Here is a 25,697-nt window from a genome sequence, read left to right as displayed (position 1 = left end):
TTAACAACGGCGGCCCGAATGGGCAGGTCCGCCGGTCGCCTCAGCATGATCAGCCAAGCGTCTGGCTGGCCAGTGAGTACGTCACCGGCGCACGCGTTCCCTCCGTCGCAAAATCCGCAAGCCGCTTGCCCCGCGACATAGTCAGTACGGTATCGTAGACGGTAAGACCGCTGCGCTGCACGAAGAGTGCAAAGTCACCTGTTTCGTAGTGCGTATCGAGACGCAGGAACCGGCCCTCATGATCGCGGATATGCGGCGAAACGACAGCGATGGCCTCCTCGTCGTTCGAGGCCACAATCGGCCCGACGACATGGCCGCGCCCGAACCGGCGACAGAGGGCAAAAGCCTTCAGTACGCCATCGTGGAAAAGGCCGTAGCTTCGCGAATGGGCCATGAGCTTTTCGATGACGCCTGAGCGCACCACGCCAAAGGCCGCCGCGTCGAGCGCCGTCACTGCGGCGAGATCATCAGCGCCCAAGACCCGCAAGTCGCCGGAAAAATCCTGCTCGAAGGGCGCATCGGTGACGATACCCTGGCACTGATAAACAATCTTTTCCGGCACGAAGTCGAGGGACAGGTAAAGCCTCTGGGCAGCCCGCGTTGCGTTGAGGCGCAGATCTATGCCGTCAAGATCTTGTAGCGCATATTCCATCAGCCAGAGGCCCGTGCCATGCGTCTGCAGGCGCGGCGAGGTGATGACCATGCCGATCGTTGCGAGCTCGGGCGATTGACGGAACCACATGGCGGAACTCATGATGCGGCCGATGTCATCGGTCGCAACGACGCCTTTGCCGACGTCGCGCAAGAACTGCCAGTCCTGCGGGCGGTGCGGCCAGCCGACCGAAATCGACAGCGCATGAAGCTGCTCAAGGTCCGCCCTCGCCACATCGTCGATCTGCATCGCGAAGGCATCGATCTGGTTTCTTTCTCCGAGCTTGAGGATTTCACTCACACGCATGTCCTCTATCAATTCCCACCATTTCGTGCCGCTCGTGGCGCATAGCGGCTCGATCATAACCCCACCGCGCCGCAGCTTTTGCTCGAAATCAGTGGAGCTTTGCAACATTTCACCGAAACGGTGATGCGTTCGGCATCACATCCTTCACAATGCCGTGCCCGATAGCTGTCGAACCGTGCCAAAGACGGCCGAAGCCTGCACCCGTGACCCGGTGAACGTGGCTGAAGTTCTGGAAAAACTGGTTTGCTTCATTAGCGTGTTCAGGACGCTGAATGCCGCGATCGTCGAATGGACCGAACGACTGCTGGTCGCAGCCCTGCGACGTCGAGGGCATCAGGAGGGGATGGCACAAACCCCTCGCTCCCGCCCCCTGAACCTGTAGAACCCCGAAATGGAGCTATTGCAAAACATGGATTCCATCTTGTGCGTTACATACAACAGAGTTTCGGAGGATGTGGTGGGAGAGGTGAACGCCGGTGTCACGACGGCCTGTATCCGCTATCCCTTGAGATAGCGACGCATGCAGTAGAGCAGCGTTGCCTGCTCTTCGCTCTCGCGAATGTCGATCACGCACCCGAAAAGAATTCGGTGCGTTGCTTCGTCGACGGCATTGGTCAGCTCGCATTCAAAGCTGACCGAGGCGTCAGCCAGAATCGGGACACCCGTGAGGCCGTCTTTCCATTCGCCAAGCGCAAATCGATCCTTCACCGGTCTCTTTCCGCCGAAAGGGTTCGAGATCTCCTCCTGGCCCGGCATCAGCGTGTTGACGCAGAAGTGTCGCGCACGCTCAAACGCATGAAAAGATGAGCTGGCTCGATTGATGCAGACGAGAAGTGTCGGCGGCGTGTCGCTGACACTGCAAACAGCCGATGCGGCGAAGCCGTAACGCTTCCCGCCGTATGTGGTGGTGACGACGTTGACCGCAGAGCCGAGACGCGACATGCCGTTGCGAAACGTGGCTTTGTCCACAATATCGAAGCGGTGGTTCACCATGTTCATGTCGGCCTCCTGCGGCTCCGGTAACGCTAGGCTGACAGTTCTTTTCGAACGATTTCCGCACCTGCGGCGAGAGCATTCAGCTTGCCTCGTGCTACCCGGCGAGACAGGGGTGCCATGCCACAATTGGTACAAGGGCAAAGTTTGTCGGCATCGACAAACTGAAGTGCCTTTCGCAGAGTAGCGGCCACTTCCTCCGGCGTCTCGATGGTATTGCTCGCAACATCGATCGCTCCGACCATCACCTTCTTGCCGCGAACCAGTTCCATAAGATCCATCGGAACGTGAGAGTTGTGGCATTCCAGGGAGATCATGCCGATGCTGGATTTCTGCAGCTTGGGGAAAGTTTCCTCATACTGCCGCCACTCCGACCCAAGAGTCTTTTTCCAGTCCGTATTGGCCTTGATACCGTAGCCGTAGCAAATATGAACGGCAGTCTCACATTTCAGGCCTTCGATTGCCTTTTCCAGAGTGGCAACACCCCAGTCATTCACCTCATCGAAGAAGACATTAAATGCGGGTTCATCGAACTGGATGATATCCACCCCGGCAGCCTCCAGTTCTCTGGCCTCCTGGTTCAGGATCCCGGCGAATTCCCAGGCCAGCTTTTCGCGACTTTTATAGTGATCGTCGAAGAGCGTATCGATCATCGTCATCGGCCCCGGCAGAGCCCATTTGATCGGCTGTTTGGTCTGCTGACGCAGGAACTTGGCGTCTTCGACAAAAACCGCCTGTTTGCGCGACACGGCGCCGACGACTGTCGGAACGCTCGCATCATAGCGATCCCGGATTCTGACGGTCTCGCGTTTTTCGAAATCGACACCATCGAGATGCTCGATGAATGTCGTGACGAAATGCTGGCGCGTTTGCTCGCCGTCGCTGACGATATCGATACCTGCCTGCCGCTGGTCGTCCAAGGACAAGCGCAAGGCGTCCTGCTTGCCCTCGATCAGTTCGTCATCCTGCAATTTCCAAGGCGACCAGAGTTTCTCAGGCTCCGCAAGCCATGAAGGTTTCGGCAAGCTGCCGGCGGTTGACGTGGGCAACAGTGTTTTCATGATGGGGGACCTTATGCTTTCAGTTCATCAAAGGGCGTGTTTGGTAGACCATTGCTCAAGAACAGTCCCATAGGGTTTGATGAAGTGCTCCTCAGCGAACCTTCCCTGCTCGACAGCCAGCCGGCTACGCTCTTCGCGATCGTAGACGATACGCGTCAATGAGTAGTCCTGATGCCCGAGACTCGGGCGATAACAGGCCCCTGCCGCGGAATTGGCATTATAAATTTCGGGCCGGTAAATCTTCTGAAAAGTCTCCATGGTGCTGATTGTGCCGATGAGCTCGAGATTGGTGTAATCGTCGAGCAGATCACCGAGGAAATAGAATGCAAAAGGCGCGACGCTGTTCGGCGGCATGAAAAAGCGAACCTTCAATCCCATTTTCTGGAAGTATCGATCGGTCGACGACAATTCATCCTGCTGGTATTCGACACCCAATACAGGGTGCTGATTACCGGTCCGGCCGTATGTCCTGCTGCTGGAGGCACTCAGGCAGATGACCGGAAGTTTTTGAAAGTGTTCTTTGTAGGCATCTGAATTCAGGAAACACTTGAACAGGTTTCCATGCAGATCGCCAAAATTCTCCGGCGTGCCAAATGCCGGGCGATCCTTATTGTAAGCCGGCAGCACGACGCTGAAGTCATAATCCCGAACATACGAGGAGAAATTATTCCCGACGATGCCTTCGATGCGTTCGCCTGTCTTATGATCGACGATATTCGTTTTCAGGATTTCGATCAGGGGGAAAGCATCAGTATTGCCTTCAGCATCAATCCTCATCTCGACGGAAACGATCTCGAGCTGGACAGAATAACGATCGTTTTTCGGATTGTCCCAATGCGCCAAGGCGTTGAAGCGATTGTCGATCATCCTCAGCGCGTTGCGCAAATTCTCCCGGCGGCTCTCCCCTCTGGCCAGATTGGCGAAGTTAGTCGTGAGCCGCGTATTTTCCGAGGGTTGATAATCCTCGTCAAAAGGAATGCTCTTGAGAGAGAACGTAAATTCACCGCTCATGGCAATATTGTTCTCATGGACCGAGAAAAACCCTGAATCTGTTTCTTTTTCTTTCAGTGCTCTCATTTTTTCTCTCGTGTTTCTCAATCAACAATCTTTAGCTTGTCTATGGCCTGGAGCGCGCCCCTCTTATGCCTGAGCCGTTGATGGAGAAAAATTGATTTCATTTCATTGAAGCATGAGCCGTCCTCATGGTTTTGGGTAAGCGACATGGCTTGCGGGACAAGTGGGTCTGGCCCGCCGACCGGAAACGAGGCCTTGACCCCACGAGCGGCATGGGACATTGGTTTACCGTCGTGGTTCTGTGGACGACAGTCCGGAGCTAAGAGGGAATTCGGTCAGATGCCGGAGCTGCCCCCGCAACTGTAAGCGGCTAGCGAACGTCCATTTTTGTCACTGGGTTTATCCCGGGAAGACGGGCGGGAGCGGTCATCCGCGAGCCAGGAGACCTGCCACGACAGATAACGTCCACGGGCGGGGTGTCCCGGAGTGCCGCTTTCGCGATCGGCATCTCCGCGCCGTCGTCTCTGCGTCATTGCCCAGCCCTGCCACAACCTGATGGCAGCGCCGATGATCAGCACCGACACGACAGACAAGCCCATGCAGCACCTGTCGACAACACAACTCGTCGATATCGTCTTCCCTGGTGACACAAACCATCACGGAACTCTGTTCGGAGGGACCGGCCTCGCCCTTATGGATCGAGTCGCTTTCATCGCGGCGACCCGCTTCGGGCGCGCACCCTTCGTGACCGCGTCCTGCGAACGTATCGATTTCAAACAGCCCGCACGCATCGGGCACATCGTCGAATTCACGGCAAGACCCGTCAAGGCTGGCCGCCGTTCCCTGACTGTTGAGGTCGAGATGGTGGCAGAGACGATTGTCGGCCGTCAACGGCATACCTGTACGCGCGGCGTCTTCCATATGGTTGCCGTTCCAGAGGGCGAGAACGCGGCGCATTACGCCTTACCCAAACTGCTTCCCGAGGACGCGCCGGGCGAAAGCGATATGCTTGCCATGGTCGAAATCGTCTTTCCGGATCAGGCTAACAGCGTCGGCCGGATGTTCGGGGGCGAGGCAATCGCCTACATGACAAAAGCTGCGTTCGTGACGGCATCGCGCTACTCCGGCAAGCTAGTGGTGCTGGCATCATCCGAGCGTATCGACTTCGCAAGGCCAATCGAGATCGGCGAAATCGTCGAGGCGGAGGCACGTGTCGCGAGCGTTGGCCGCAGTTCCATGTCCGTCGAGACAAAACTCTGGTCGGAAAACCTTCTGACGGGCGAGCGGCATATCACGGCTACCGGACATTTCACCATGGTCGCGGTCGACGAAGATCACCGGCCGGTTCCTGTTCGAGAAAGCGAACAGATAGAAGTCTTTCCCCTCGACCAAGGAGGCGCATAACGATGCTGGACAGGCAACATCTGTCGATCCTGCGCGAAGTCGATCGCATGGGCAGTCTGACGGCGGCGGCAGAACGGCTGAATGTGACCCAGTCCGCGCTGAGCCACACGATCCGCAAGCTCGAAGAACGCTATGGGGTCTCCATGTGGGAAAAGGACGGCCGCAATCTTCGTCTCACCGAGGCCGGCCGCTACATCGTCGCGCTGGCGCAGCGCGTCCTGCCACAGATCGAAAGGGCTGAGGATGTCTTGTCCGACTACCGCTACGGACAGCGAGGCTCGCTCAAGATCGGGATGGAATGCCATCCCTGTCACCAATGGCTGATGGGCGTGACAAAGCCCTATCTGGTAGACTGGCCGCATGTGGACCTGGAACTGACGACATCATTTGCTTTTGGCGGCGTGGCGGCGCTGACCGGATACGAGATCGATATCCTGATCACCCCGGACCCGATCGAAGCGCCTAGCATCCATTATCTACCGGTGTTCGACTACGAACTGGTTCTTGCCGTACCGGCCGACCACTCTCTGGCGGCCAAGGACCATGCCGAACCTGCGGATCTGCTGGATGAAACGCTCTTCACCTATCCTGTGCCACCCGAGCGGCTGGATGTGTTCACGCATTTCCTTGCGCCTGCAAATTGCCGCCCGCGCCACCACCGGAATGTCGAGACCACGGAAATGATGCTACAGCTCGTCGCGGCCGGTCGCGGCGTCAGCGCCATCCCGAACTGGCTGGTGCGTCGGGAGGCCGCCGAGCTCGGAGTTCGTCCCGTCAGTATCGGCAAATCAGGGATACAGAAGAGTATTCACCTCGGTTTGAGAAGCGGCGAAGAGGCCGTTGACTTCATCGCCGGTTTTCTCGCGACGTCGCGCATGGCCTCAGCCTGACACATCGTTGTCAGCATCGACATTGCTGTAATAGAGCTTGCCGATCTCGATCGGCTCACGGCCCTGGCTGCGGCGGTGAATATTGCTGTCGCGCAGGGAACAGACGCCGCCGCAATATGCCTGCTGGTAAAACTCGTCGCGTTTGCTGACATCAATCATCCCTCAATGATAGCGCCATCGCCTCAGGTGAGCTCAGCGACCAATGATGGCGTTCAAATGCCGCATTGTACACGACCAGATGAGGTGTCTGGAGGAGAGCTCCAGCGTCTTGCAATTGCCCGTTTCCTGCTGTTCAAGCCAATCTGCCTGGTAGCCGATGAGCCGACCTCAAGGCTCGATCCGCTGGTGCAAAGGCAGACGATAGAGCTTCTCCGCGATCTCGTGGATGAGCAGCGCATGAGCCTTCTGCTGACCAGCCATGACCTCCGTCTTGTCCGGGCGGTGGCTGATGACGTCGTCCAGCTAGGTTGAGAATTGCACCAACATGGGGCGGATTGGCGGATGAGAACAGGCAGTGAAGGGCGGATTTGCTGAGTTGAGGACTAAGTTATTGGTTATACTCGATACTCAACATACGCGAAGCAGTGCCTTCTAACGCGTCGAGACCTACACGCAACCGGAGCGCTTGTGGGGTAGAGCCGGCAAAACGGCGTCCTTCAGGAGGCGAGACGCCGGATGCGACAGCCGCTCGATCTCCCCCGTCGCACATTCTTCGACGATTTTACCTTCCTCCATCACGATAACCCTGTCGGCAAAACGCTCGACCAGCCTTAGATCGTGGGTGACGAAGAGGTAAGCAATACCTTGTTTCTCCTGCAATTCGGATAGCAACGCGAGCGCCGAGACCTGAAGGTGGATATCGAGGTTCGACACGGCTTCGTCGAGAATGATCAGCTTGGGTTTCGGCGCGAGCGCGCGGGCGATGCAGATCCGCTGCAACTGGCCCCCGCTGACCTGCGATGGCAGCCGATCGGCGATGTCGGCCGACAGCTGCACCATGTCGAGCAGTTCGGCGACGCGGGCGTCACGCGCGGATGCATCGAGGCCTGTCAGGTGCCTGAGCGGCTCGCTGATGGCGGCCCGGACATCGAGGCGCGGGTTTACCGCACTCAGGGAGTCCTGAAACACCAGCGTCACTTCGCGGCGAAACAGCCGTTCGCCTTTTCCAAGCTTATCGATTGGCGTGCCCCGGTAGGACACCGCACCGCTGTCGAGCCGTTCAAGCCCGCACAACAAGCGGGCGAGCGTGCTCTTGCCGCAACCACTGCGGCCGAGAAGGGCAACGGTCTCACCATCGTTGATCGAGAGCGAAACCTGATCCAGCACTTTACGCGGCGCGCTGGCCCCGACCACCGAGAAAGTCCGATAGGTTTTGCTGATGTTATCGGCGCTGATCAGGATCATCAGGCAAGCTCCATTCCGTAAAGCGCGAGATGGGCCTCCACCAGCATGCGCGTGACCTCATGGCGTGGAGTGCTGAAGATCTCCTCGACCGGCGCCTGCTCCACCAGCATGCCGAAATCCAGCACCGCGACGTCGTCGGCGAGCCTTGCCACCACGCCCATGTCGTGCGTAACCAGCAGGACGCCGAGGCCACGCTCCCGCGCAAGCTTTTCGATCAGCTCAAGGATGCGCATCTGCACGACGAGGTCCAGGTCGGTCGTCGGCTCGTCGGCAAAGAGGTAGGGGGCTTCGCTCAGCAACGCCAATGCGATCATCATGCGTTGAAGCATGCCGCCACTCATCTCGAAGGCATGCATGTCAAGAACCCGCTGCGGCTCCTCCAGGCCCACTTCGGCCATGGCCAGTTCAATCCCGTGCTCCGCGTCCGCTCCATGGCGATCAAGCGCTTTCAACGTTTCGACCGCGTGGTCGCGCATGGTAAGGACGGGATTGAAGGCGCTGCGCGGGTTTTGCATGATCGTCGCGACATGCCTGCCACGCAACTCCCGCGCTGGCATCGATTTGCCGTCTAGCAGCACTTCGCCGGCTTCGAGCAGCACGCCCGGCGGCAATACCCCGAGACTTGCCGCACAGGCCATGGATTTGCCCGATCCGCTGGCGCCGACCAGGGCCAGCACGCGGCCGGGCTGCAGCGTCAAAGACAGGTCATCGACAAGAACATGTGCATGGTCGCCATGAGGCGCGGTCACCGTCACGTTGCGAATGGAAAGGCTCTTCGCTGTCAGTGGCAATGTTCTGCCCTCAGATGCGGGTCGAGGCGGTCGCGCAGCGCATCGCCGAGGATGTTGAAGGCCATGACGGCGATGAACAGCGCAAAACCGGGCCAGAAGATCAGCATCGGCGCGGTCCAGACGAATTGCCTTGCATCGCTGATCATCACGCCCCATTCGGCAGTCGGCGGCGTCACGCCGAGGCCGAGGAACGACAGGCCGGAGACATGGAGCATCATATGGCCGATATCGAGTGTCGCGAGCACCAGGAGCTGCGACAGTGTAGCGGGCAGCAGGTGCTCGACGAAGATACGGATTGGCCCCGCACCACTGAGACGCGCCGCCAGCAGGAATTCCCTGTGCCGCAGCGACAGCACGATGCCGCGGACGATGCGCGCGTACCATGCCCAGTGCGATAGCGCGATCGCGATGATGACATTGACGAGGCCGGTTCCGAGCATGCCAATCATGAAGAGTGCCAGAACCAGCGTCGGGAAGGTGAGGAACGCATCGGTGATCCGCATGATGATCTGGTCGACACGACCGCCGATAAAACCGGATATGCCGCCGATGGTGATACCGAGACCCAGGATCACCACGAGGGTGATTGCCACGGAGCCGAGCGACACGCGCGTGCCCGCGATCAGCCGCGAAAAAATATCCCTGCCGAGATGATCGGTTCCGAGCAGAAAGGTCGCGTCGGGCGCCCGCAGCCGCTGGGTCAATTCGACCTGGTCGGGATCGTGCGGCGATATCCACGGCCCCGCGATTGCCGCCAGCACAAGAAGGACGATGATGCAGCAAGCGATATAGGTGCTGAGGCGCGGCGCGAGGATTTTCGCCCGTGTCGGTGAGACGGTCATTATTCGACCCCTTCGGCGGATAGCCGGATGCGCGGATCGGCCCAGGCATAGATGATATCGACGATCAGGTTGCAGACGACGAAGATCGTTACCATGACCAGCGTGAAACATTGGATGACGGGATAGTCCCGGTTCATGATGGCCGAAACGGCATAACGTCCGACGCCGGGCCAGCCGAATATGCTTTCGATCACCAGCGTACCGCCCAGCAGTTCGCCGATATGCATGCCCATTGCCGTGATGATCGGCAGCCAGGCATTGCGCAGGATATGTGACCTCTCCACCTCTCTCTCCGAGAGGCCTCGCAGACGGGCGTAGCGGACATGTCGCTGGCCCGCGACTTCAAGCATGCTGGCGCGCAGCAGCCGGGCATTGATGGCGAGCGACATGAAGGAAACCGCAATTGCCGGCATGACGATATTTGCGATACCGCTGCGGCCCATCGGTGGCAACCAGCCAAGGTGCACCGAAAACACCATGACCAGCAGGAAGCCGAGCCAGAAGTTCGGCATGGAAACGCCGAGAAAGGCGAGGAAACGGACCGCCTGATCGGGCCAGCGCTCACGATATCGCGCGGCCCAGACACCGAGCGGGACGGAAATACCGATTGTCAAAGCCAGCGCCACACCGGCGAGTTGTAGCGTCGCCGGGAGGAAATGCAGGAGATCCGGCAGCACGGGCCGCTGCGTCGCATAGGATACTCCGAAATCACCGCGCACCGCCTTGCCGAGCCAATCGAAATACTGAACGGCGATGGATCGATCGAGTCCTAGCATCTGGCGCGCATCGGCGAGCGCCTGCGGCGTCGGCGGCACTTTGGACAGACGCAGGTAATCCATGGCCGGGTCACTCGGCCCCAATCGCAGCATCAGAAAGATGACGAGCGAGGCGCCGAGCAACATGGGCACGAGCAGGATGACCCGCCGGAGAATGAACCCGGTCATGGAACTCAGTTCGCCTTCGGCGCCAGGCGATCGAAGGGTATCTCGCTCGACATCGCGCCAAAGGGGATTGCACCGACTTCGGGCTTGGCAACGGCGATGGCCGTGACATAGGTCAGCGGCAGATAGACCGCCTCTTCATGGAGCCGCGTCAGGATATCCCGGTACAGCGCCTGCCGTGCCGTCTCGTCGGTGGAAATCAGCACCTTGCCGATCTTGGCATCGATCTCGGCTTTGTCCGGCAGGCCAAGCTGCGCCTGATAGTCAGCATGGGAGGGAACGCGCATCGAGCTTACGAAGGCGTGCGGATCGTAAGGAGCGCCCCAGGTGCGGTTGAAGATCAGCCCGAAGCGGCCATCGTGCTGGCGCGCATAGATCGCGCTCTCCTCTTCGCCGGTCAGCTTCACATCGATGCCGATCTTGCGAAGATCGGCCTGGACGATCTCGGAAATCGACTTGCTGACAGCGTCCGTGCCGATGAAGCAGAGTTCGATGGACAGCGGCTGCCCATCTTTGCTGCGGACACCGCCGCCTTCGCTTTTCCAGCCTGCTTCGTCGAGTAGCCGCTTCGCCTCGGTGGGATCATAGGCATAGGGCTTGAGGCCGATATTCGCATAGGGGACATTGGTGGCGAACAGGGTGTCTGCCCGGCGCTGCGTGCCATAGAGGATGGTCGCGATCATCGTGTCCTTGTCCACCGCGTGATTGATCGCCTTGCGGACGGCCAGGTCGCGGGTGGCACCTTGATTGGTGTTGATGGCGAGAACGCGTGTTTCCAATGGCTCGGACAGCGCTGCCGTAACGGTGCCCATCTTGTTGAATCGCTCATAGGTATCAGGTGAGATCGGGCCGTCCGTGCCGTAGATCAGATCGATCTCGCCGGTTTCGAAGGCAATGGCGCGGGTGTTCGGATCGGGGATTACCTTAACCGTGACCTTGTCATAGGCCGGCTTCTGTCCCCAATAGCCGTCATTGCGCGTGAAGACGTCGCGTTCGCCGAGAAGGGTTTCGGTTAGCTTCCAAGGCCCCGTGCCGACCGGCGCCACAATACCGTCCTTGGTGCCGCCATCCTTGAACTGCGAAGGCGCGACGAAACGGAACGGGCGCGGAAGCGCCAGTTCCTGCAGCAGCGGATAATAGGCCTCCTTCAGCGTAACCTTCAGCCTGTAGGGATCGACGACCTCGGTCGAGACAATCTGGTTGGCAAGCTCCAACCATGCATGGCGCGAGCGGTTGGCGAGCACCGCATCGAAGTTCGCCTTTGCCGCTGCAGCGTCGAATGTCTCGCCATTGGAGAATTTGACATCTTCGCGCAGCTTGAACGTATAGCTGCGCCCATCGGCGGAGCTTTCCCAGGATTCCGCAAGCCACGGCTTGATCGTGCCGTCGGCTTCATAGCGAACCAGCGTTTCATAGACCATGTTCTGCGCGAACATCTGATTGGGCGAATACAGATGCGGATTGAGCGGCCCGACATTCATCGGCCATGAAAAATTGAGGTTCTGCTCGGCAAGGGCGTGGGACGCGGAAAACGAAGCGGCAAGCGACAATGCGAATGCGAGGCCGCGCAATGTGTTCTTGAACATGAAACTGATCTCTCAGGAAATCCGATGGAAAGTATGCTGATTTGCAAAGAACATCATACTTGCAGTGCCGTCAATCCCGACATACGCTGTTTGCCGTACTTCCGACTGGACAATAGGCGACGCGGAGGCCAGAACCATCTGACCTTGTGGGCTGATGTCAGGAAGGATTTGGCTATGCACCGGATTACGATCACCATCGATGAAGACCTCATGGCGGAACTCGACCGTGCCATCGAGACCAAAGGTTATCAGAACCGATCGGAAGCCTTGCGAGACCTGGCACGCGCTGGCCTGAAGCAGGCGGCGCAGGAACAGGGCTCCAACCAGAACTGCGTCGGCGTCTTGTCCTATGTCTACGACCACGCTGCCCGCGATCTGGCCCGCCGACTGACCAGCACGTTCCATGACCACCATGACTTGACCATTGCCAGCATGCATGTGCATCTCGATGCCGAGAACTGTCTTGAAGTCGGCGTGCTCAAGGGGCCGATGGGCGAGGTTCAGCATTTTGCCGATCACGTTATCGCCGAGCGTTCCGTGCGTTATGGTCGCCTGCATATTGTCCCGGCACACAAGTCCTGAAGCCTGACCGGCAGGCCAGATGGGCCTGATAGTGCCGAGGCCACCGACGATTATCCCAACACCGATCAGCGCACTGCAGCGCATGCTCATGAGCGCATGCATCTGACATTGAAGAAGCAGGCAACTCGCCCGCCCGAAGGTAACCTTCTTCAGCAACAGGCACGCTTCGAAGCATTCGTCAGCGAATTCAATGGTGAAAGGCCGCATGAGGCTATCGGCATGAAAGTGCCGGCCGATCTCTACACCGCCTCTTTGCGACCCTACATTGGCCTGCCGGAGATCGATTACCCCTTCCATGATCGGGACATCATCGTCACCAATTGTGGACGCGCCTGCCTCTATCGCAAGAAGATCAACATATCGACCGTGCTGGCCGGACAGAAACTGGGATTTGGTTGCGGGGGCCTGATTCTATGGAGACTTGCAAATTCAGCTAGTTAATAAGCACATCTGCGGAAATCGTTTCCACTTGGTCCATTGTGCCCTAATTCGGACATCCACCTCAAGTGATGAACTGAGCGATTTAGGGCCGCAAGATGGCGGTCCGCTTTCGGTTCGCACATGCGAAGAGCAGCCGCTTTGTTGTCCCATAACATTTACCGATTTGGTGCAAGTTTACCCGCGCACGGGATTTCCCCTATACTAAGTCTATCCTTTCGCTGTTAACGGGCGAGCAACTGGATCATCACTGAAATGAAGGATTATGTGGGCCGCCGACCTGAGCGCCGTAAAGGTCTACTCCGGCACGGCCGATGGTGATGACGTCGAGCGTTTTCTGCATGTTCGCGTCTCTGATACGTGTTGAACCGCGCCCGCCTCGGCGCAGACGACTTTCTGCCGGAAGCATGCCGCCGGCAGCGAATTGATCTTGAGCATGGGTCCGTTTGGCGGCTCCTAGATCGCCTGCGGTTTGAAGTCGCTCTTGGCGACTGGCATGACGGCTTGGAGCAGCGCCACAGACTTCTCCAGACCTTCCAGGCTGTTCAGAAGGACGTCTTCATGCTCGATGGAAAGCCAGCCGTCGTAGCCTGCCATCTTCAGCCTGTAGCAGAACTGCCGCCACCATTCCTCTCCGTGGCCGAAACCGAGCGTGATATAGGACCAGCTCCTGGCGGGAATGTCCATCAGGCTCCCGTTCTCTAGGAGGCTGCCCACGGCCTGTTTCGGAGAGTTCAGGAATGTGTCCTTGGCATGGACGTGATAGACGGCCTCGCCGAGCGCTTCCGCCGCCACAAGAGGATCGGCGCCCATCCAGAAAAGATGGGAGGGGTCCAGGTTTGCACCGATGACCGGGCCCACCGCCTCCCGCAGTCTGAGCAGGGACGGAACGTTGTAGACGCATTGGTTGCCATGAAGTTCCAGCGCGATGCGTTCGACCCCGTGTTCCTTTGCCAGCGCAGCGATCCTCGTCCAGTACGGGATAAGTTTCTCCTCCCATTGATACCGGAGTATGGCCTGCGTTTCGGGAGGCCAGGAGGAAACCACCCAGTTCGGCATGGTGTCCGTTGCGTTTCCGGCGGGGAGGCCCGACATGGAGCAGACAGTACTAACCCCGAGCTCGCCGGCCGCTCGGATCGTATCCTCAAGGCCCTGCCCTTGCGCGGGGTCAGTCGGATGCAGCGGGTTTCCGTTGGCGTTGAGGCTGATGACCTCCAGTCCACGGTCTGCGAAGGACGCGAGGAAGCCCTTCCGCACGTTACCGTCCTTCAATATCCCCGGCAGGTCAAAGTGCGGAGCGGTGGACCAGCCGCAGGTGTTGACTTCCACTCCGGAAACCCCGAGCCGGCGGGCATGGTCGAGCATCTCGTCGAACGGCAGACCACCCAGACTGTCTGAAACAAAACCCAGCTTCATGCGTAGAACTCCGGCTTCATGATCATCTCCACGGGCATCTTGTGTCCCTTGTTCAGCGCTTGCACTCCCGCCTCGGCAACGACGGCGGCGCAGTACCCGTCCCAACTGCTGGACGCCGTCTCTGGGAACAAGCCGCTCTCCGCGAAGCGCAGGAATGCCCTGTTCTGACGCCGGTAGGCCTCATGGTAGCGGCCACGCCAGTCGGCCTCGTAGCTCGTGCTCTGTCCCAGATTACGGTCGACCCGCGTGTAGTTCACCGGGTTCATCGCTATAGTCGCCTTTTCGCCCACCAGTTCGGCACGAACATCGTAGCCATAGGCTGCGTTGTTGTTGATCTCGATGTTGACAAGCTGACCGTCCACCGTCTCAAGCACCATATGAACGGGCGCGACGAGGGTGTCGGAGCGCTTTGGCTGGAACGCAGAAATCGAAATGTATTCGGTGCCAAGGACATGGCGCACCACGTCGAATTCATGGGGTGCCGAATTGGTAATAGCCATCGCACCGGTAAAGTCGGCAGCCGGGGTCGCCACGTTGCGGTGGAAGTTGTGCATCATGAGGGCTCGGCCGATCGCGCCATCCTGCACGGCTCGCTTCATCTCGACGTACGACTGATCGAAGCGGCGCATGAAGCCAAGCATGATGAAGCGCTCACCAGCCTGCTCCTCCGCCTTGAGAATATCGAGGCACTCCGACGACGATTGCGAAAGGGGCTTTTCACAAAGGACCCGCTTGCCCGCCTTGATGCAGGACAACGAAAGGGTCGCGTGCGTAAAGTCCGGGCTCGCAATGATGATCGCATCGACGTCCGGTCGTGCCGCGATACCATCCGGATTCACGTCCACATCCCGAGCGCCGTAGCGGTCCGCGACTTTTCTCGCCCGATCAGCGTCCATGTCGCACACGACTTGGAGCGTTGCGCCCGGCAGATCTTCCGCCACGATCTTTGCATGGTCTGCCCCCATCAGTCCCGCCCCGATGATTGCGATCCTGGTACCCATTTCCTATGATCTTTCTGTAACTGATGAAAGGGATGGCCGGCGCCAGCAGAGCACCGGCCTGTGTCGTTGCGTGCCGGGCCTCGTTTCCCGACACGCTTCCCGTGGGAGGGTTATTTCTTTGCGTACTGATCGACGTTTTGCTTGGTGATCGAGGCAAACGGAACCAGCTTTTCCGCCGGCGCCTGTTCGCCCTTCTTCAGGCCTTCAACAACTTCAAAGGCAGCCTTGGCCTGCCCTGCTGCATCCTGGAAGATCGTCTGGGACATCGTGCCGGCCTTGATGGCGTTGAGCGCGTCGGCCGTGCCGTCGACGCCCGAGATCAGTACGCCCTTAAGGCGATTGGCTCCCTGCAGGGCTTCGAGAGCACCAAGCGCCATCTGATCGTTGGCAGCAACGATGGCATCGAAGTTCGGGAAGCTCTGGATCCAGTCTTCCGTGACCTTCATGCCCTCGGCGCGATCATAGTTGCCCGATAGACTTGCGAGCGTCGTAACATCCGATCGGCCGAGCGCATCCTCAAACCCCTTCTTCCGCTCCTGCGTGTGGGAGAGACCCGGCGTGCCTTCGAGATAGAGAATCTTCGCATCTTTCGGCAGATTCGCCTTCATGTATTCGCCCTGAAGGCGGCCGGCATCGATGTTCTTTGAGCCCACAAATGTATATTTGCCGCCAGCAGACTGGATCCCGAGAGCAATCACGGGAATGCCCGCCTCATTGGCCTTTTCAACTCCAGGCACAATGCCCTGATAGTCGACCGGCACGACAACGATGGCATTGACCTTCTGCGCGATGAAGTTATCGATCTGGTCGAGTTGCTTGCTGACATCGTTATTCGCGTCAGAGAAATTGACCGTCACTGCCGGGTCAGATTTGGCAGCCTCGATGAAGGCATTCTTACGTGCCATGACGAACACGTCGGTGTCGGCCATGTTGGCATAACCGACGACGAACTTGTCGGCTGCTGTTGCGGCGGTTGCAGAAAGCGCGGCCAGAGAGACTGCGCAGGCGAAAGCAAATTTTGCGATAACTTTCATGGTTTCCTCCCAAAGGGTGTGTGTTGGTGCAGGGGCGGAAATCCCGCCGACACAGAGTTATTTCCGGGACCGAAGGTCCCTGGAACGGGTTTATGCCTTCTTCTTGCCACGGGCTGATTTCGTCCAAACATCAAGGATCACCGCGATCGCAATGATCAGACCCTTGATGATCTGCTGCCAGTAGGAGCTGACATTCATGAGATTGAGGATGTTGTTGATAACGCCGATGATCATGGAGCCAATGATCGTACCGGTGATGGTTCCGGTCCCCCCCATCAGACTGGTGCCACCGACAACCACGGCCGTGATCGCGTCAAACTCGTAGCCAACGCCGCCTGCGGGCTGGCCGGAATTGATGCGCGACATCAGAACAATGCCGGCAACGGCACAGAGGACGCCATTGAAAATGAACGCCTTGATGACGATGCTGTCGGGGTTGATTCCGGAGGCAAGTGCGGCGCGCTGATTCCCGCCGACGGCATAGACGTATCGACCGAACTTGGTTTTGTTGAGCAGAAGCCACGACAGGACGACCACTACCGCCAGAATGAGCACGGAGATGGGGACTGGGCCTAGTGAACCCTGTCCTATGACCTTGAAGTCACCGAGGCCAGTTACGGGCGATCCGCCCGTATAGAGCAGAACGGTTCCGCGTGCGACCGTCGTCATGGCAAGCGTCATAATGAACGAGGGGATTCGGAAGAACGTGATTACGAAGCCGTTGATCGTGCCAGTTATGACACCCACGACAAGACCGGCTGCCACCGCAAGTACGATGCTGCCGGTCATCGACATCACGCTTGCCGCGATTACCCCGCAAAGAGCAAGAACCGAACCGAGGGAAACGTCGATATGCCCCAGGATGATGACGAAGGTGATGCCACAGGCCAAAAGACTGACAACGACCACCTGTCTCAGGACGTTAGTGAGATTTGCTTCCGTCAAAAACGTCGGGCTCAACATCGAGGCCAGGATGCAGATGCCGACGAAGATCAGGACGGTGCCGTACTTGCGATAGATCTGGGAGAAGCTCATCTCCCGTAGACCCCGCAGCACCCGTCCCTCCCGCTTTTCTGCTCCTGCTACTGGATCTATACTCATCAATGTCCTCCCGTGGCGAGGCGCATGATGCTTTCCTGCGTCGCCTCGCTCCTTGTAAGTTCACCGGTCACCCGGCCTCCGCTCATCACCACCACGCGGTCGCTCATCCCGAGAATTTCGGGCAGCTCGGATGAGATCATGATGATCGCGAGCCCTTGGCGGGCGAATTCGGTCATGAGCTTGTGAATTTCCGATTTGGATCCCACGTCGATCCCGCGCGTAGGCTCATCGAGAATGAGAAGCTTCAGATCGCCCAGCAGCCATTTCGCAAGAACGATCTTTTGCTGGTTGCCGCCGCTCAAGTTCTCCACAGTCATCGCTGTGTTGGGCGTTTTGATCTGCAGCATCTTGATCATGTGCTGCGCAGCGCTTTCCTCCTGCCGTTCGCTGATGAACAGCCGCGAGGTGAACTTCCTGAGGTTTGCCAAAGAGATATTTTCGCCCACGGACCGGCACAGAACCAGGCCCTCCGACTTGCGATCCTCGGACACCATGGCAATGCCGCTGGCGATCGCGTCCCTCGGCGAGCCAAGCTTCAAAGCAGCGCCGTTCAGTCGGACCACTCCGGCGTCGGCGCCATCAAGTCCAAAAATCACGCGCGCGACCTCGGTTCGGCCGGCACCTATGAGACCCGATAAGCCTACAATCTCGCCAGCACGAACATTGAAGCTCACATTTTCGAAGACGCCGTGGCGGGTCAGGTTTTCGACCGACAGGACGACCTCACCGATCGGCACTTCTTCTTTGGGAAAGACCTCGGAAATCGTCCGCCCGACCATCTTAGAGATAAGCGTGCCTGTATTGTATTCACTAGCCGGTCCCGCAGCGATATATTGACCGTCGCGCATGACGGTAATGTCGTCGGCTATCTGGAAGATCTCATCCATCTTGTGCGTGATATAAATGATGGCGACACCAGCGGCTTTCAGCTCGGCGATCTGCCGGAAGAGCATCGCGACTTCGGTGTCGCTGATTGCTGATGTCGGCTCGTCCATGATGACAAGAGAGGCTTCGCGCGAGATTGCCTTGACGATCTCGACGAGCTGCATGGTCGCGATCGACAGTTCGCGCATTTTCGTGTCGGGGCTGTAACGCAGGCCTACGCGGGCGAGCAGGACCTTTGTTTCGTTGTTCATCCTGTCGAAGTCGACGAACTTGGACAGAAGCCCGGTTTCGGCGCGGACAGGTTCGCGACCGAGAAAGATGTTTTCGGCGATCGTCATATCGAGCACCGGGCTAAGCTCCTGATGAATCATGGAAATGCCGCGATCGAGTGCCGCTGCAGCATTCTGATGATCGAGCTTTTCGCCCCGAAAATAGATCTCGCCGCCATCGATCGCGTACATACCGCTCAGAATCTTCATAAGGGTTGACTTGCCCGCGCCGTTCTCGCCAACGAGCACGTGCACGGTACCGGCACGGACCTGGAGGTTCATCTCGTCAAGCGCGAGCACACCGGGGAAAGCCTTGGTGATTGACCGCATCTCAAGGACAAAGTCGTTTTCGTCATTTATAGGCGCGCGAGCGCCGCCGCCGCCCGATAGCGGCGCCACCTTCAAGGTCGCGGACATGAAAGATTTTCCTCCAAATGAAAGGACTCTCCCAAGTCCTCTTTGCCTTAACGGCGGTATTTCATGAGGAACAAATCACTAAAACCGACCTGATTGTCAACTTAGGGATGGATTTTACTTTCAAATACTCTCATAATTGACTTCATTTTATGAGAGGCTTCGATGTCCCGACCGACTATCCCAGATCTTGCCAAAGCTGCCCGCGTGAGTATTTCAACGGTCGATCGCGTTTTGAATGGCCGCGACCCAGTCCGCGCACAGACCGCCGAACGGGTTCTCAATGCCGCCCGGGAGATAGGCTATCACGGAGTCACGGCGATTGAGCGGCGGCTGGAACACGACAAGCCAGTTATCAAGTTCGGTTTCCTTCTCAAGCAGTCGCATCGAAAGCTTTACCAGATGTGGGGCGAACTGCTGACGGCGGCCGTAGAAGCTTTTCCGGATGCGCATGGGCGACCGATCGTGAGGTTTATGAACGATCTCGCACCAGACAAAGCTGCAGAGGCAATCTACTCCCTCAGCCGGGAGGCGGACGTGATTGGGATAATTACGTCAGATCATCCGCAGGTGAACCACGCCGTAGACGGTCTTGCCGCCGAAGGCATTCCCGTCGTGACGATGATCTCTGACCTCTCAACTGCCGCACGCGCGGCCTATGTCGGCAACGACTGCGTCAAGAAGGGGCGGACCGCCGCTTGGTTCATAGCGGGACTCAATGCCAACGGCGGCAAGGTCGCTGTCTTCGTTGGCAGCCATCGGTATCTGGCCCAGGAGCTCAACGAAATGGGATTCCGGTCGTATTTTCGAGAAAGCGCGCCCGGCTTTCAAATGCTGGAAACGGTCGCCACTCTTGAGGAACCCGAGATCGCATATGAAGCCACTTGCCGTCTTCTCCAAACCGAACAGGATTTGGTCGGACTTTACGTCGCCGGCGGCGGCATCACCGGCGTAATGCAAGCCCTTCGCGAGAATGGCGGGCCTGTGGCACAACGGCCTGTCGTCATTGCTCACGAGCTGACGAATGAAACGAGGGCAGGTCTTGCGGAGGGGTTGATCAAGGTGGTCCTATCCCATCCTGCAAGGCTACTGGCGGAGACTCTGGTCCGAGCCATGGCAGAAGCGCTTGACGCTGATAGACCAACTACTCTTTCTCAGCACATTCTCCCCTTTGAGTTTTATTCAGCGACAAACATCTAGTGCAACATTGATTGCTGGCGCCGGCGGTGATCCGTCCGCGACGCAATCCGCGGGTTGCGTCGGACACTCTTATGCAGGCGCGTGACCACCAAGCGGTAAACCGGGCCCTTCGGGCCGATCGGTGTCTTGCCCTTCAGGCGCACAGTCATCGACTCTCCGCCCTCGGAGCTGAAGGTAAGCAAATGTGTCCGAGACAAGCCGTGAAGTCTCCGAATGCCGACGCCCTACTTTCTGCTTGTGGTGCGCAAGCTCCGCGAATGCCTACAGCCGGGAGAGCCCAAACGTTTTCCTGATACCGCCATCCAATGCCTTGGCTGGAATAAACCGTTTCAGGCGGCTCAGAAGCGTAGCCTGTTTTCCAACCGGTCTGCGCATTTTGTGAGGACCTGTGATTGCTGCCATGATTTCGGCGGCGACAGTCTGAGGACTGCTTGCCGTCCTGATGGCGGAAAAAACGGCCTCATTGGATTTGGCTAATTGAGTGGCGTAGTCGTCGATACGCGTCTCCGTCTGCTTCGCATTGACATCGAGACTTGTCCTCGTGAACGTCGGCTCGACCAGGACGGAGCGAATGTTGAATTGCCGAACTTCGTGGTCAAGCGTTTCAGACAGTCCCTCCAACGCATGCTTGCTGCTGGCATAAAGGCCCATATAAGGTGCGGGGAGAAAGCCGAGAACCGAACTGACATTGACGATCAGACCGGAATTCTGCTGTCGCATCGCAGGCAATACCGCTCGTATCATGCGCAGTGGGCCAAAGAGATTGGTTTCAAAAAGGGCCTTCGCCTCATCGTCCGACGTGCTTTCGACCGGCCCGACGAGAGAGACGCCTGCATTGTTCACCACGACATCAATCCGGCTTGAACGGGACAGAACCCAATCGACGAATTGCCTCACCGACTCGTCATTGTCCACATCGAGACGTCCGTACTCGACACCGGGAACCGGTCCACTTTTGTCCGGATTGCGCGATCCTGCAAACACCTTGAACCCATTCTGTGACAGCAACCTCACGGTCGCCTGCCCTATGCCGGAGGATGCTCCGGTCACCACAACAATCTTGTCTGTCGACATCTACGCTCTCCAAAACTGGCGTTGGACTAGAAATCAATATAGATTTCGTTTGTAATCTATATTTCAATTAGATTGCAAGCGAAATAAAACGCACTTCTCGCCAGGCAGTATGATCCCTCCGCGGCATCATCTGCTGCGGAGGGACGGGTTGGCTATTCCGCAGCAAGCGAATGCTGCGCTGTTTCCGAGTTTCCGTGCTCCGTCGAACCCATGTCTGCCTTGGGTGGCTTGATGCGGAACCATGCAGCATAGAGCGCCGGCAGGAAGAGCAGGATGATGAGCGTACCCACCGCCGTTCCGCCGATAAGCGTGTAGGCCATCGAACCCCAGAAAACCGAATGCGTCAGGGGAATGAAGGCTAGGACCGCGGCAAGCGCCGTCAGGATGACGGGCCTCGTTCGCTGCACCGTGGCTTCGATAACGGCATGATAGTCGTCCAGGCCCGCGGCCTTGTTTTCCTTGATCTGCTCGGTCAGGATCAACGTGTTGCGCATGAGGATGCCCGCCAGGCCGATAAGACCCAGGATCGCGTTAAACCCGAAAGGCTGGTTGAACAGGATCAGGGTCGGCACGACGCCTGCAAGACCGAGCGGTGCTGTCAGCATCACCATCGTCATCGTCGACAGGCTGCGCACCTGAAGGATGATGACGATCAGGGTCGCTGCGATCATCAGTGGGAACACCTTCACCAGGGCAGTATTCGCCTTGAGTGATTCCTCGATATTGCCGCCCATCTCGATTGTGTAGCCAGCAGGCAAAGATGCAACGAGTGGCTGAAGAGCGGTCATCACCTGTTGCGAAACCTCCGGCGGTTGCGTCGCCTCGTTAATGTCGGATCGGACCGTCACCACAGGCGTTCTGTCACGGCGCTTGAGGATCGGCTCTTCGAAGCGCACCTCCGTGTGGCCGATCTGATCGAGGGGGATGGCACGGCCGTCTCTCGTCACGAGCGAGAAGTCCCCGAGTCTGGCAGGATCGAGGCGGATTTCGCCGGCACTTCTCGCCACGACAGGAACGTTTCGGATGTTCTCACGGACTTGCGTGACGGGAACACCGCTCAGCAGGAGCTGTATCTGCTGGGCAGCCTCGGCGGACGACATGCCGATGAGGTTCAGGCGATCCTGATCGGGAACGAACCGGACAACGGGTGTTCGATTACCCCAGTCACGGTTGGCATTTCTGACATCAGGTACCGAGCTCATGAGAGCAAGTGCCTGCTCGGAGATTTTGTACAGCTCTTCGGCATCCGGTCCTTTGATCCGAAACTCGACGGGGAATGGCGTGTAGGGACCAAAGACGAGTTGCGTCACGCGGACGAATGCCTCGGGCGCCAGCCCTTGCGCAACGGCTTCCCGAAGACGCAGTTTCAGCACCTCACGCTCATGTGCGTCGGATGTCAGCACAACGATCTTCGCAAAGGCAGGATCGGGCAGTTCGGGCGACATGGCGAAGAAGAAGCGGGGGGCGCCCTGGCCGATGTAGCTGGTGGCGATCTTCGCTTCGGGTTGCTGCTTCAACCACGCCTCGAGTTTCTTGACCGTGGCGGTTGTCGTTTCGATGCTCGTGCCTTCTGGCATGCGGACTTCGACAAGAACCTCAGGACGGTCCGATGTGGGGAAGAACTGCTGCTTCACCGCACCCATCCCGACAACCGAAAGCGCCATGACAACGCCAACAATGGCGCAGGTCAGGAACTTGTGCTTGACGGTGAATTCAATCGCACCGCGCAGGCGTCTGTAGTTCGGCGTATCGTAAATCGCATGATGGCCGCCTGCCACCGGCTTGATATCGGGCAACAGCTTTACGCCGAGATAGGGCGTAAAGATCACCGCCACGAACCAGGAAACAATCAGTGCGAAACCGACGATCCAGAAGATATTGCCCGCATATTCACCCGCTGCAGAGGCGGCGAAACCGACCGGCATCAGGCCGATAATGGTCACAAGCGTTCCCGACAGCATCGGTGCCGCAGTGTGGCTCCAGGCATAGGCAGCCGCCTTGATGCGATCCATACCCTCTTCCATCTTCACGACCATCACCTCGATGGCGATGATGGCGTCGTCGACCAGCAGGCCAAGTGCCAGGATCAATGCACCGAGCGTGATGCGGTCGAAGAAGCGCCCCGTCTCGAGCATGATGATGAAGACGACAGCCAGCGTCAGAGGCACGGCAAGCGCCACGACAATGCCCACCCGCCAGCCCAGCGCAATGAGGCTGACGAAGAGCACGACGCCGAGGGCCATGGCGAACTTCACCATGAATTCACCCACCGCCGCGTCAATGTTGACGGCCTGATCGCTGACCTTCGTCAGCGTTATGCCAAGGGGCAATGATTGTGCGATCTGGCTCGAGCGCTCTTCAAGAGCCTTGCCAAGCTCCAGACCATTCCAGCCCTGCTGCATGACCACGCCGAGCATGATGGCCGGCTCGCCGTCATGACGGATGACATAGCCTGCCGGCTCCTGATAACCCCGGCGTACCTCAGCAATGTCGGAAAGCTTCAACGCGCGGCCGGAAGCGACGATGGGCGTATCAGCGATAGACTGAACACTGTCATAGGCACCGTCGAGGCGAATGAAGACCTGCGGACCCTGCGTATCTATTGAGCCAGCGGGCGTAACGGTATTGCGCCGTTGAAGAGCTGCGGCAATGTCTTGAGGAGATATGCCGAGCGTGGCGAGTTTCTCATAGGAGAACTCTACGAATATCTGCTCGGGCTGTTCGCCGAGAATGTTGATCTTCTTCACGCCGGGAACATGAAGCATGTCCTGCCTGATCTTTTCCGCTTCCCGGACGAGATCGCGCATCGGCATGCCCTGCGCCTTGAGAGCGTAAAGGCCGAAGCTGACGTCGGAGTATTCGTCGTTCACGAACGGTCCCAGCACACCCTGCGGCAGGTTTCTGGCTTCATCGCCGAGCTTCTTGCGCGCCTGATAAAATTCTTCGGCGACGGCGCTTGGCGGCGTATTGTCCTTGAGCGTAACGGTAAGATAGGCAAAGCCGGGACGCGTCGTTGTCTCGACCCGGTCGTACCATGCCAATTCCTGAATGCGCTTCTCTAGCGGCTCGGCAACCAGATCCTGCATCTCGCGTGCGGTTGCGCCCGGCCAGACAGTCGTGACCGTCAACGTCTTGATGGTGAAGGAAGGGTCTTCAGCGCGTCCCAGCTTGACGAAGGCATAGACGCCGGCAAGCGACAGAAGGACGATGAAGAACAGCGTGACGGCGCGTTCGCGAACCGCAAGGGCGGACAGATTGAGGTTCATCAGTTTGTCACCTCTTTTGTCCCAACGCTGGTGCGAACTTGCGCTCCATCCTTCAGAAGATGTGCGCCAAGCGCAACGACCTCCTCTCCCGGCTTGACGTTAGTGACGACCACTTTCTCTTCGCTTACCCGCTCTACTTTCACATCACGAAACTTCACGACGGACGATTGCTGATCGATCACCCAGACACCAGTGCGCGTCCCGTCATCCAACAGGGCGCCTATCGGCAGTTCGGCGTGGTTTTGCGCATCCCTGTTCTCGATTTCGATGGTGACGGTCGCCCCCAGTGGAGCATTGGACGCGGCCCCTTCAAGCACCCAGCGCGTTTCATAGGTGCGGGTCTGCTGATCGGCAGAATCGGAGATCTGGCGCAGCTTGGCCTTTTCGGCATTGTTTCTGCCATAAACCGATGCGGAAGCCTGAACTCCAATGTCAGGACGCATGGTTTCGGGTAACCAGACAATGGCTTCGCGCGGACCAGACTTCGCGAGCCGGACAACCGGCTGCCCGGCGGTTACCACCTGGCCCGGCTCACCGAGCGTCTCGACAATGGTTCCATCTGCATCGGCAACGAGAACCGCATATTTTGCTTCGTTCTCCGCGACATCGGCGTCAGCCTGAGCGGCGGCCAACTGTGCCGTCGCCGTATCCAGCAGGGCCTTCGATCGTTCATATTGCTGCGTCGAGGCAGCAGAGGTCTTCACCAGCACGGCAAAGCGTTTCTCATCGGCTTTCGCTTGGACAAATGTCGCCTGTGCTGCGATGACAGCGTTTCGCTTGGCGGTCAGAGCAAGACGAAGATCGGTCTCGTCAAGCCTCATCAATGGCTGTCCAGCGCTTACCTGCTCCCCGACGTCGACAAAACGTTCAACGATCTTTCCGGGAACGCGAAAGCCGAGATTACTCTGGACCCGGGCACCAACGGTTCCGGTAAAGCTGCTGCTCGAATTGCCAGGAAGCCTGGCCGTCGCGAGGTTGACCAGTGGCGCCAAAGTCCGGGGATCGGCAGCCTTTGCCTCGGGTGCCTGCGTCGGAAGCAGCAGCGCTGCGGCTCCGCCTGCGGCCAGCGCCAGCACTGCTGCTGCAGTGACAACAAGTTTCCGTTTCATTTCATCGCCCCTTCTTGACGGCCA

Annotated in this window: 23 protein-coding genes, 1 pseudogene and 1 riboswitch; of the genes and pseudogenes, 6 read left to right on the top strand and 18 right to left on the bottom strand. The window is 58.3% G+C overall.

What is annotated here, in order from left to right; all coding sequences use genetic code 11:
* Positions 1–49: 49 nt before the first annotated feature.
* The 4 genes from O9X91_RS16965 to O9X91_RS16950 all read right to left on the bottom strand — a co-directional run bounded on the left by O9X91_RS16965 (position 50) and on the right by O9X91_RS16950 (position 4,023).
* Positions 50–958: a GNAT family N-acetyltransferase gene (locus O9X91_RS16965; protein WP_162520538.1), complete on the bottom strand. Its 909-nt coding sequence runs from the start codon at positions 956–958 to the stop codon at positions 50–52.
* 498 nt (positions 959–1,456) lie between these two features.
* The gene (locus O9X91_RS16960; protein ID WP_142913356.1) at positions 1,457–1,957 is read right to left on the bottom strand and encodes a flavin reductase; all 501 of its coding nucleotides are present in this window, start codon (positions 1,955–1,957) and stop codon (positions 1,457–1,459) included.
* 26 nt (positions 1,958–1,983) lie between these two features.
* Complete coding sequence (locus O9X91_RS16955; RefSeq protein WP_077984688.1) at positions 1,984–3,012, bottom strand: methionine synthase; 1,029 nt, start codon at positions 3,010–3,012, stop codon at positions 1,984–1,986.
* A gap of 27 nt (positions 3,013–3,039) precedes the next feature.
* Positions 3,040–4,023: a DUF1852 domain-containing protein gene (locus O9X91_RS16950; protein ID WP_142913469.1), complete on the bottom strand. Its 984-nt coding sequence runs from the start codon at positions 4,021–4,023 to the stop codon at positions 3,040–3,042.
* A 280-nt stretch (positions 4,024–4,303) separates the two neighbouring features.
* A riboswitch (cobalamin riboswitch) is annotated at positions 4,304–4,494 on the top strand.
* Between the two features lie 99 nt (positions 4,495–4,593).
* On the opposite strand from O9X91_RS16950, the gene O9X91_RS16945 reads away from it, so the two are divergent.
* Together O9X91_RS16945 and O9X91_RS16940 are read left to right on the top strand one after the other, a co-directional pair.
* Complete coding sequence (locus tag O9X91_RS16945) at positions 4,594–5,430, top strand: acyl-CoA thioesterase (RefSeq protein ID WP_142913355.1); 837 nt, start codon at positions 4,594–4,596, stop codon at positions 5,428–5,430.
* Positions 5,431–5,432: 2 nt separating this feature from the next.
* Positions 5,433–6,320 carry a LysR family transcriptional regulator gene (locus tag O9X91_RS16940; RefSeq protein ID WP_142913354.1) on the top strand — a complete coding sequence of 296 codons (888 nt, stop codon included), beginning with the start codon at positions 5,433–5,435 and terminating at the stop codon, positions 6,318–6,320.
* Here the strand turns inward: O9X91_RS16940 and O9X91_RS16935 are convergent.
* Positions 6,312–6,479: a hypothetical protein gene (locus O9X91_RS16935; RefSeq protein ID WP_244614260.1), complete on the bottom strand. Its 168-nt coding sequence runs from the start codon at positions 6,477–6,479 to the stop codon at positions 6,312–6,314. The genes O9X91_RS16940 and O9X91_RS16935 overlap by 9 nt on opposite strands.
* A 6-nt stretch (positions 6,480–6,485) precedes the next feature.
* Between O9X91_RS16935 and O9X91_RS16930 the strand changes: the two genes are divergently transcribed.
* Entirely contained in the window at positions 6,486–6,791 is a 306-nt protein-coding gene (locus tag O9X91_RS16930; protein ID WP_142913353.1) for an ATP-binding cassette domain-containing protein, read from the top strand.
* A gap of 135 nt (positions 6,792–6,926) precedes the next feature.
* Here the strand turns inward: O9X91_RS16930 and nikE are convergent, their stop codons facing one another.
* From nikE to nikA, 5 genes are read right to left on the bottom strand one after another with little or no spacing between them, the layout of a single operon-like run.
* The gene (gene nikE / locus O9X91_RS16925; protein WP_142913352.1) at positions 6,927–7,724 is read right to left on the bottom strand and encodes a nickel import ATP-binding protein NikE; all 798 of its coding nucleotides are present in this window, start codon (positions 7,722–7,724) and stop codon (positions 6,927–6,929) included.
* Positions 7,724–8,509 carry a nickel import ATP-binding protein NikD gene (locus O9X91_RS16920; RefSeq protein WP_142913468.1) on the bottom strand — a complete coding sequence of 262 codons (786 nt, stop codon included), beginning with the start codon at positions 8,507–8,509 and terminating at the stop codon, positions 7,724–7,726. The genes nikE and O9X91_RS16920 overlap by 1 nt, the downstream gene beginning before the upstream one ends.
* Positions 8,506–9,357, bottom strand: a complete 852-nt coding sequence (gene nikC, locus O9X91_RS16915) for a nickel ABC transporter permease subunit NikC (protein WP_269834331.1) — start codon at positions 9,355–9,357, stop codon at positions 8,506–8,508. Before nikC ends, O9X91_RS16920 begins: the two co-directional genes overlap by 4 nt.
* Positions 9,357–10,301 carry a nickel ABC transporter permease subunit NikB gene (gene nikB, locus O9X91_RS16910; protein ID WP_142913350.1) on the bottom strand — a complete coding sequence of 315 codons (945 nt, stop codon included), beginning with the start codon at positions 10,299–10,301 and terminating at the stop codon, positions 9,357–9,359. The genes nikC and nikB overlap by 1 nt, the downstream gene beginning before the upstream one ends.
* Before the next feature lie 5 nt (positions 10,302–10,306).
* Positions 10,307–11,884 (bottom strand): nickel ABC transporter substrate-binding protein, encoded by a 1,578-nt coding sequence (gene nikA, locus O9X91_RS16905; RefSeq protein ID WP_142913349.1) that lies wholly within the window; start codon positions 11,882–11,884, stop codon positions 10,307–10,309.
* Positions 11,885–12,058: 174 nt separating this feature from the next.
* On the opposite strand from nikA, the gene nikR reads away from it, so the two are divergent.
* Together nikR and O9X91_RS16895 are read left to right on the top strand one after the other, a co-directional pair.
* A complete protein-coding gene (nikR, locus tag O9X91_RS16900) occupies positions 12,059–12,466 on the top strand; it encodes a nickel-responsive transcriptional regulator NikR (protein WP_142913348.1) in 408 nt (135 codons plus the stop codon).
* 87 nt (positions 12,467–12,553) lie between these two features.
* Positions 12,554–12,856 (top strand): annotated as a pseudogene (locus tag O9X91_RS16895) (integrase core domain-containing protein); the annotation flags it as partial.
* Between the two features lie 504 nt (positions 12,857–13,360).
* Here O9X91_RS16895 and O9X91_RS16890 read toward each other — a convergent pair.
* The 5 genes from O9X91_RS16890 to O9X91_RS16870 form a co-directional block, all read right to left on the bottom strand.
* Positions 13,361–14,320, bottom strand: coding sequence for a sugar phosphate isomerase/epimerase family protein (locus O9X91_RS16890; protein ID WP_142913347.1), 960 nt, complete (start codon positions 14,318–14,320; stop codon positions 13,361–13,363).
* Positions 14,317–15,321, bottom strand: coding sequence for a Gfo/Idh/MocA family protein (locus O9X91_RS16885; RefSeq protein WP_142913346.1), 1,005 nt, complete (start codon positions 15,319–15,321; stop codon positions 14,317–14,319). Before O9X91_RS16885 ends, O9X91_RS16890 begins: the two co-directional genes overlap by 4 nt.
* Positions 15,322–15,431: 110 nt before the next feature.
* On the bottom strand, positions 15,432–16,250 hold the full coding sequence (locus tag O9X91_RS16880) for a sugar ABC transporter substrate-binding protein (protein WP_245289637.1): 819 nt from the start codon (positions 16,248–16,250) through the stop codon (positions 15,432–15,434).
* A 195-nt stretch (positions 16,251–16,445) separates the two neighbouring features.
* The gene (locus tag O9X91_RS16875; protein WP_142913344.1) at positions 16,446–17,456 is read right to left on the bottom strand and encodes an ABC transporter permease; all 1,011 of its coding nucleotides are present in this window, start codon (positions 17,454–17,456) and stop codon (positions 16,446–16,448) included.
* Positions 17,456–19,027 carry a sugar ABC transporter ATP-binding protein gene (locus O9X91_RS16870; protein ID WP_142913343.1) on the bottom strand — a complete coding sequence of 524 codons (1,572 nt, stop codon included), beginning with the start codon at positions 19,025–19,027 and terminating at the stop codon, positions 17,456–17,458. The genes O9X91_RS16875 and O9X91_RS16870 overlap by 1 nt, the downstream gene beginning before the upstream one ends.
* A gap of 162 nt (positions 19,028–19,189) precedes the next feature.
* Between O9X91_RS16870 and O9X91_RS16865 the strand changes: the two genes are divergently transcribed.
* Positions 19,190–20,224, top strand: coding sequence for a LacI family DNA-binding transcriptional regulator (locus tag O9X91_RS16865; RefSeq protein ID WP_142913342.1), 1,035 nt, complete (start codon positions 19,190–19,192; stop codon positions 20,222–20,224).
* 261 nt (positions 20,225–20,485) lie between these two features.
* Here the strand turns inward: O9X91_RS16865 and O9X91_RS16860 are convergent, their stop codons facing one another.
* The 3 genes from O9X91_RS16860 to O9X91_RS16850 form a co-directional block, all read right to left on the bottom strand.
* Positions 20,486–21,298 carry an oxidoreductase gene (locus O9X91_RS16860; protein ID WP_142913341.1) on the bottom strand — a complete coding sequence of 271 codons (813 nt, stop codon included), beginning with the start codon at positions 21,296–21,298 and terminating at the stop codon, positions 20,486–20,488.
* Between the two features lie 152 nt (positions 21,299–21,450).
* Entirely contained in the window at positions 21,451–24,564 is a 3,114-nt protein-coding gene (locus O9X91_RS16855; protein WP_142913340.1) for an efflux RND transporter permease subunit, read from the bottom strand.
* A complete protein-coding gene (locus tag O9X91_RS16850; RefSeq protein ID WP_077984683.1) occupies positions 24,564–25,673 on the bottom strand; it encodes an efflux RND transporter periplasmic adaptor subunit in 1,110 nt (369 codons plus the stop codon). Before O9X91_RS16850 ends, O9X91_RS16855 begins: the two co-directional genes overlap by 1 nt.
* Positions 25,674–25,697 lie beyond the last annotated feature (24 nt).

The sequence above is a fragment of the Agrobacterium salinitolerans genome, from assembly GCF_027498475.1.
GTDB lineage: Bacteria > Pseudomonadota > Alphaproteobacteria > Rhizobiales > Rhizobiaceae > Agrobacterium > Agrobacterium salinitolerans.
The sequence above is the reverse complement of the archived record's forward strand: the minus strand, read 5'-3'. Positions and strand labels throughout refer to the sequence as shown.

Coding starts and splice junctions, on each gene's coding strand:
- O9X91_RS16965 (WP_162520538.1), bottom strand. CDS start 958: ATGCGTGTGAGTGAAATCCTCAAGCTCGGAGAAAGAAACCAGATCGAT.
- O9X91_RS16960 (WP_142913356.1), bottom strand. CDS start 1,957: ATGAACATGGTGAACCACCGCTTCGATATTGTGGACAAAGCCACGTTT.
- O9X91_RS16955 (WP_077984688.1), bottom strand. CDS start 3,012: ATGAAAACACTGTTGCCCACGTCAACCGCCGGCAGCTTGCCGAAACCT.
- O9X91_RS16950 (WP_142913469.1), bottom strand. CDS start 4,023: ATGAGCGGTGAATTTACGTTCTCTCTCAAGAGCATTCCTTTTGACGAG.
- O9X91_RS16945 (WP_142913355.1), top strand. CDS start 4,594: ATGATCAGCACCGACACGACAGACAAGCCCATGCAGCACCTGTCGACA.
- O9X91_RS16940 (WP_142913354.1), top strand. CDS start 5,433: ATGCTGGACAGGCAACATCTGTCGATCCTGCGCGAAGTCGATCGCATG.
- O9X91_RS16935 (WP_244614260.1), bottom strand. CDS start 6,479: ATGATTGATGTCAGCAAACGCGACGAGTTTTACCAGCAGGCATATTGC.
- O9X91_RS16930 (WP_142913353.1), top strand. CDS start 6,486: ATGATAGCGCCATCGCCTCAGGTGAGCTCAGCGACCAATGATGGCGTT.
- nikE (WP_142913352.1), bottom strand. CDS start 7,724: ATGATCCTGATCAGCGCCGATAACATCAGCAAAACCTATCGGACTTTC.
- nikC (WP_269834331.1), bottom strand. CDS start 9,357: ATGACCGTCTCACCGACACGGGCGAAAATCCTCGCGCCGCGCCTCAGC.
- nikB (WP_142913350.1), bottom strand. CDS start 10,301: ATGACCGGGTTCATTCTCCGGCGGGTCATCCTGCTCGTGCCCATGTTG.
- nikA (WP_142913349.1), bottom strand. CDS start 11,884: ATGTTCAAGAACACATTGCGCGGCCTCGCATTCGCATTGTCGCTTGCC.
- nikR (WP_142913348.1), top strand. CDS start 12,059: ATGCACCGGATTACGATCACCATCGATGAAGACCTCATGGCGGAACTC.
- O9X91_RS16890 (WP_142913347.1), bottom strand. CDS start 14,320: ATGAAGCTGGGTTTTGTTTCAGACAGTCTGGGTGGTCTGCCGTTCGAC.
- O9X91_RS16885 (WP_142913346.1), bottom strand. CDS start 15,321: ATGGGTACCAGGATCGCAATCATCGGGGCGGGACTGATGGGGGCAGAC.
- O9X91_RS16880 (WP_245289637.1), bottom strand. CDS start 16,250: ATGGCCGACACCGACGTGTTCGTCATGGCACGTAAGAATGCCTTCATC.
- O9X91_RS16875 (WP_142913344.1), bottom strand. CDS start 17,456: ATGAGTATAGATCCAGTAGCAGGAGCAGAAAAGCGGGAGGGACGGGTG.
- O9X91_RS16870 (WP_142913343.1), bottom strand. CDS start 19,027: ATGTCCGCGACCTTGAAGGTGGCGCCGCTATCGGGCGGCGGCGGCGCT.
- O9X91_RS16865 (WP_142913342.1), top strand. CDS start 19,190: ATGTCCCGACCGACTATCCCAGATCTTGCCAAAGCTGCCCGCGTGAGT.
- O9X91_RS16860 (WP_142913341.1), bottom strand. CDS start 21,298: ATGTCGACAGACAAGATTGTTGTGGTGACCGGAGCATCCTCCGGCATA.
- O9X91_RS16855 (WP_142913340.1), bottom strand. CDS start 24,564: ATGAACCTCAATCTGTCCGCCCTTGCGGTTCGCGAACGCGCCGTCACG.
- O9X91_RS16850 (WP_077984683.1), bottom strand. CDS start 25,673: ATGAAACGGAAACTTGTTGTCACTGCAGCAGCAGTGCTGGCGCTGGCC.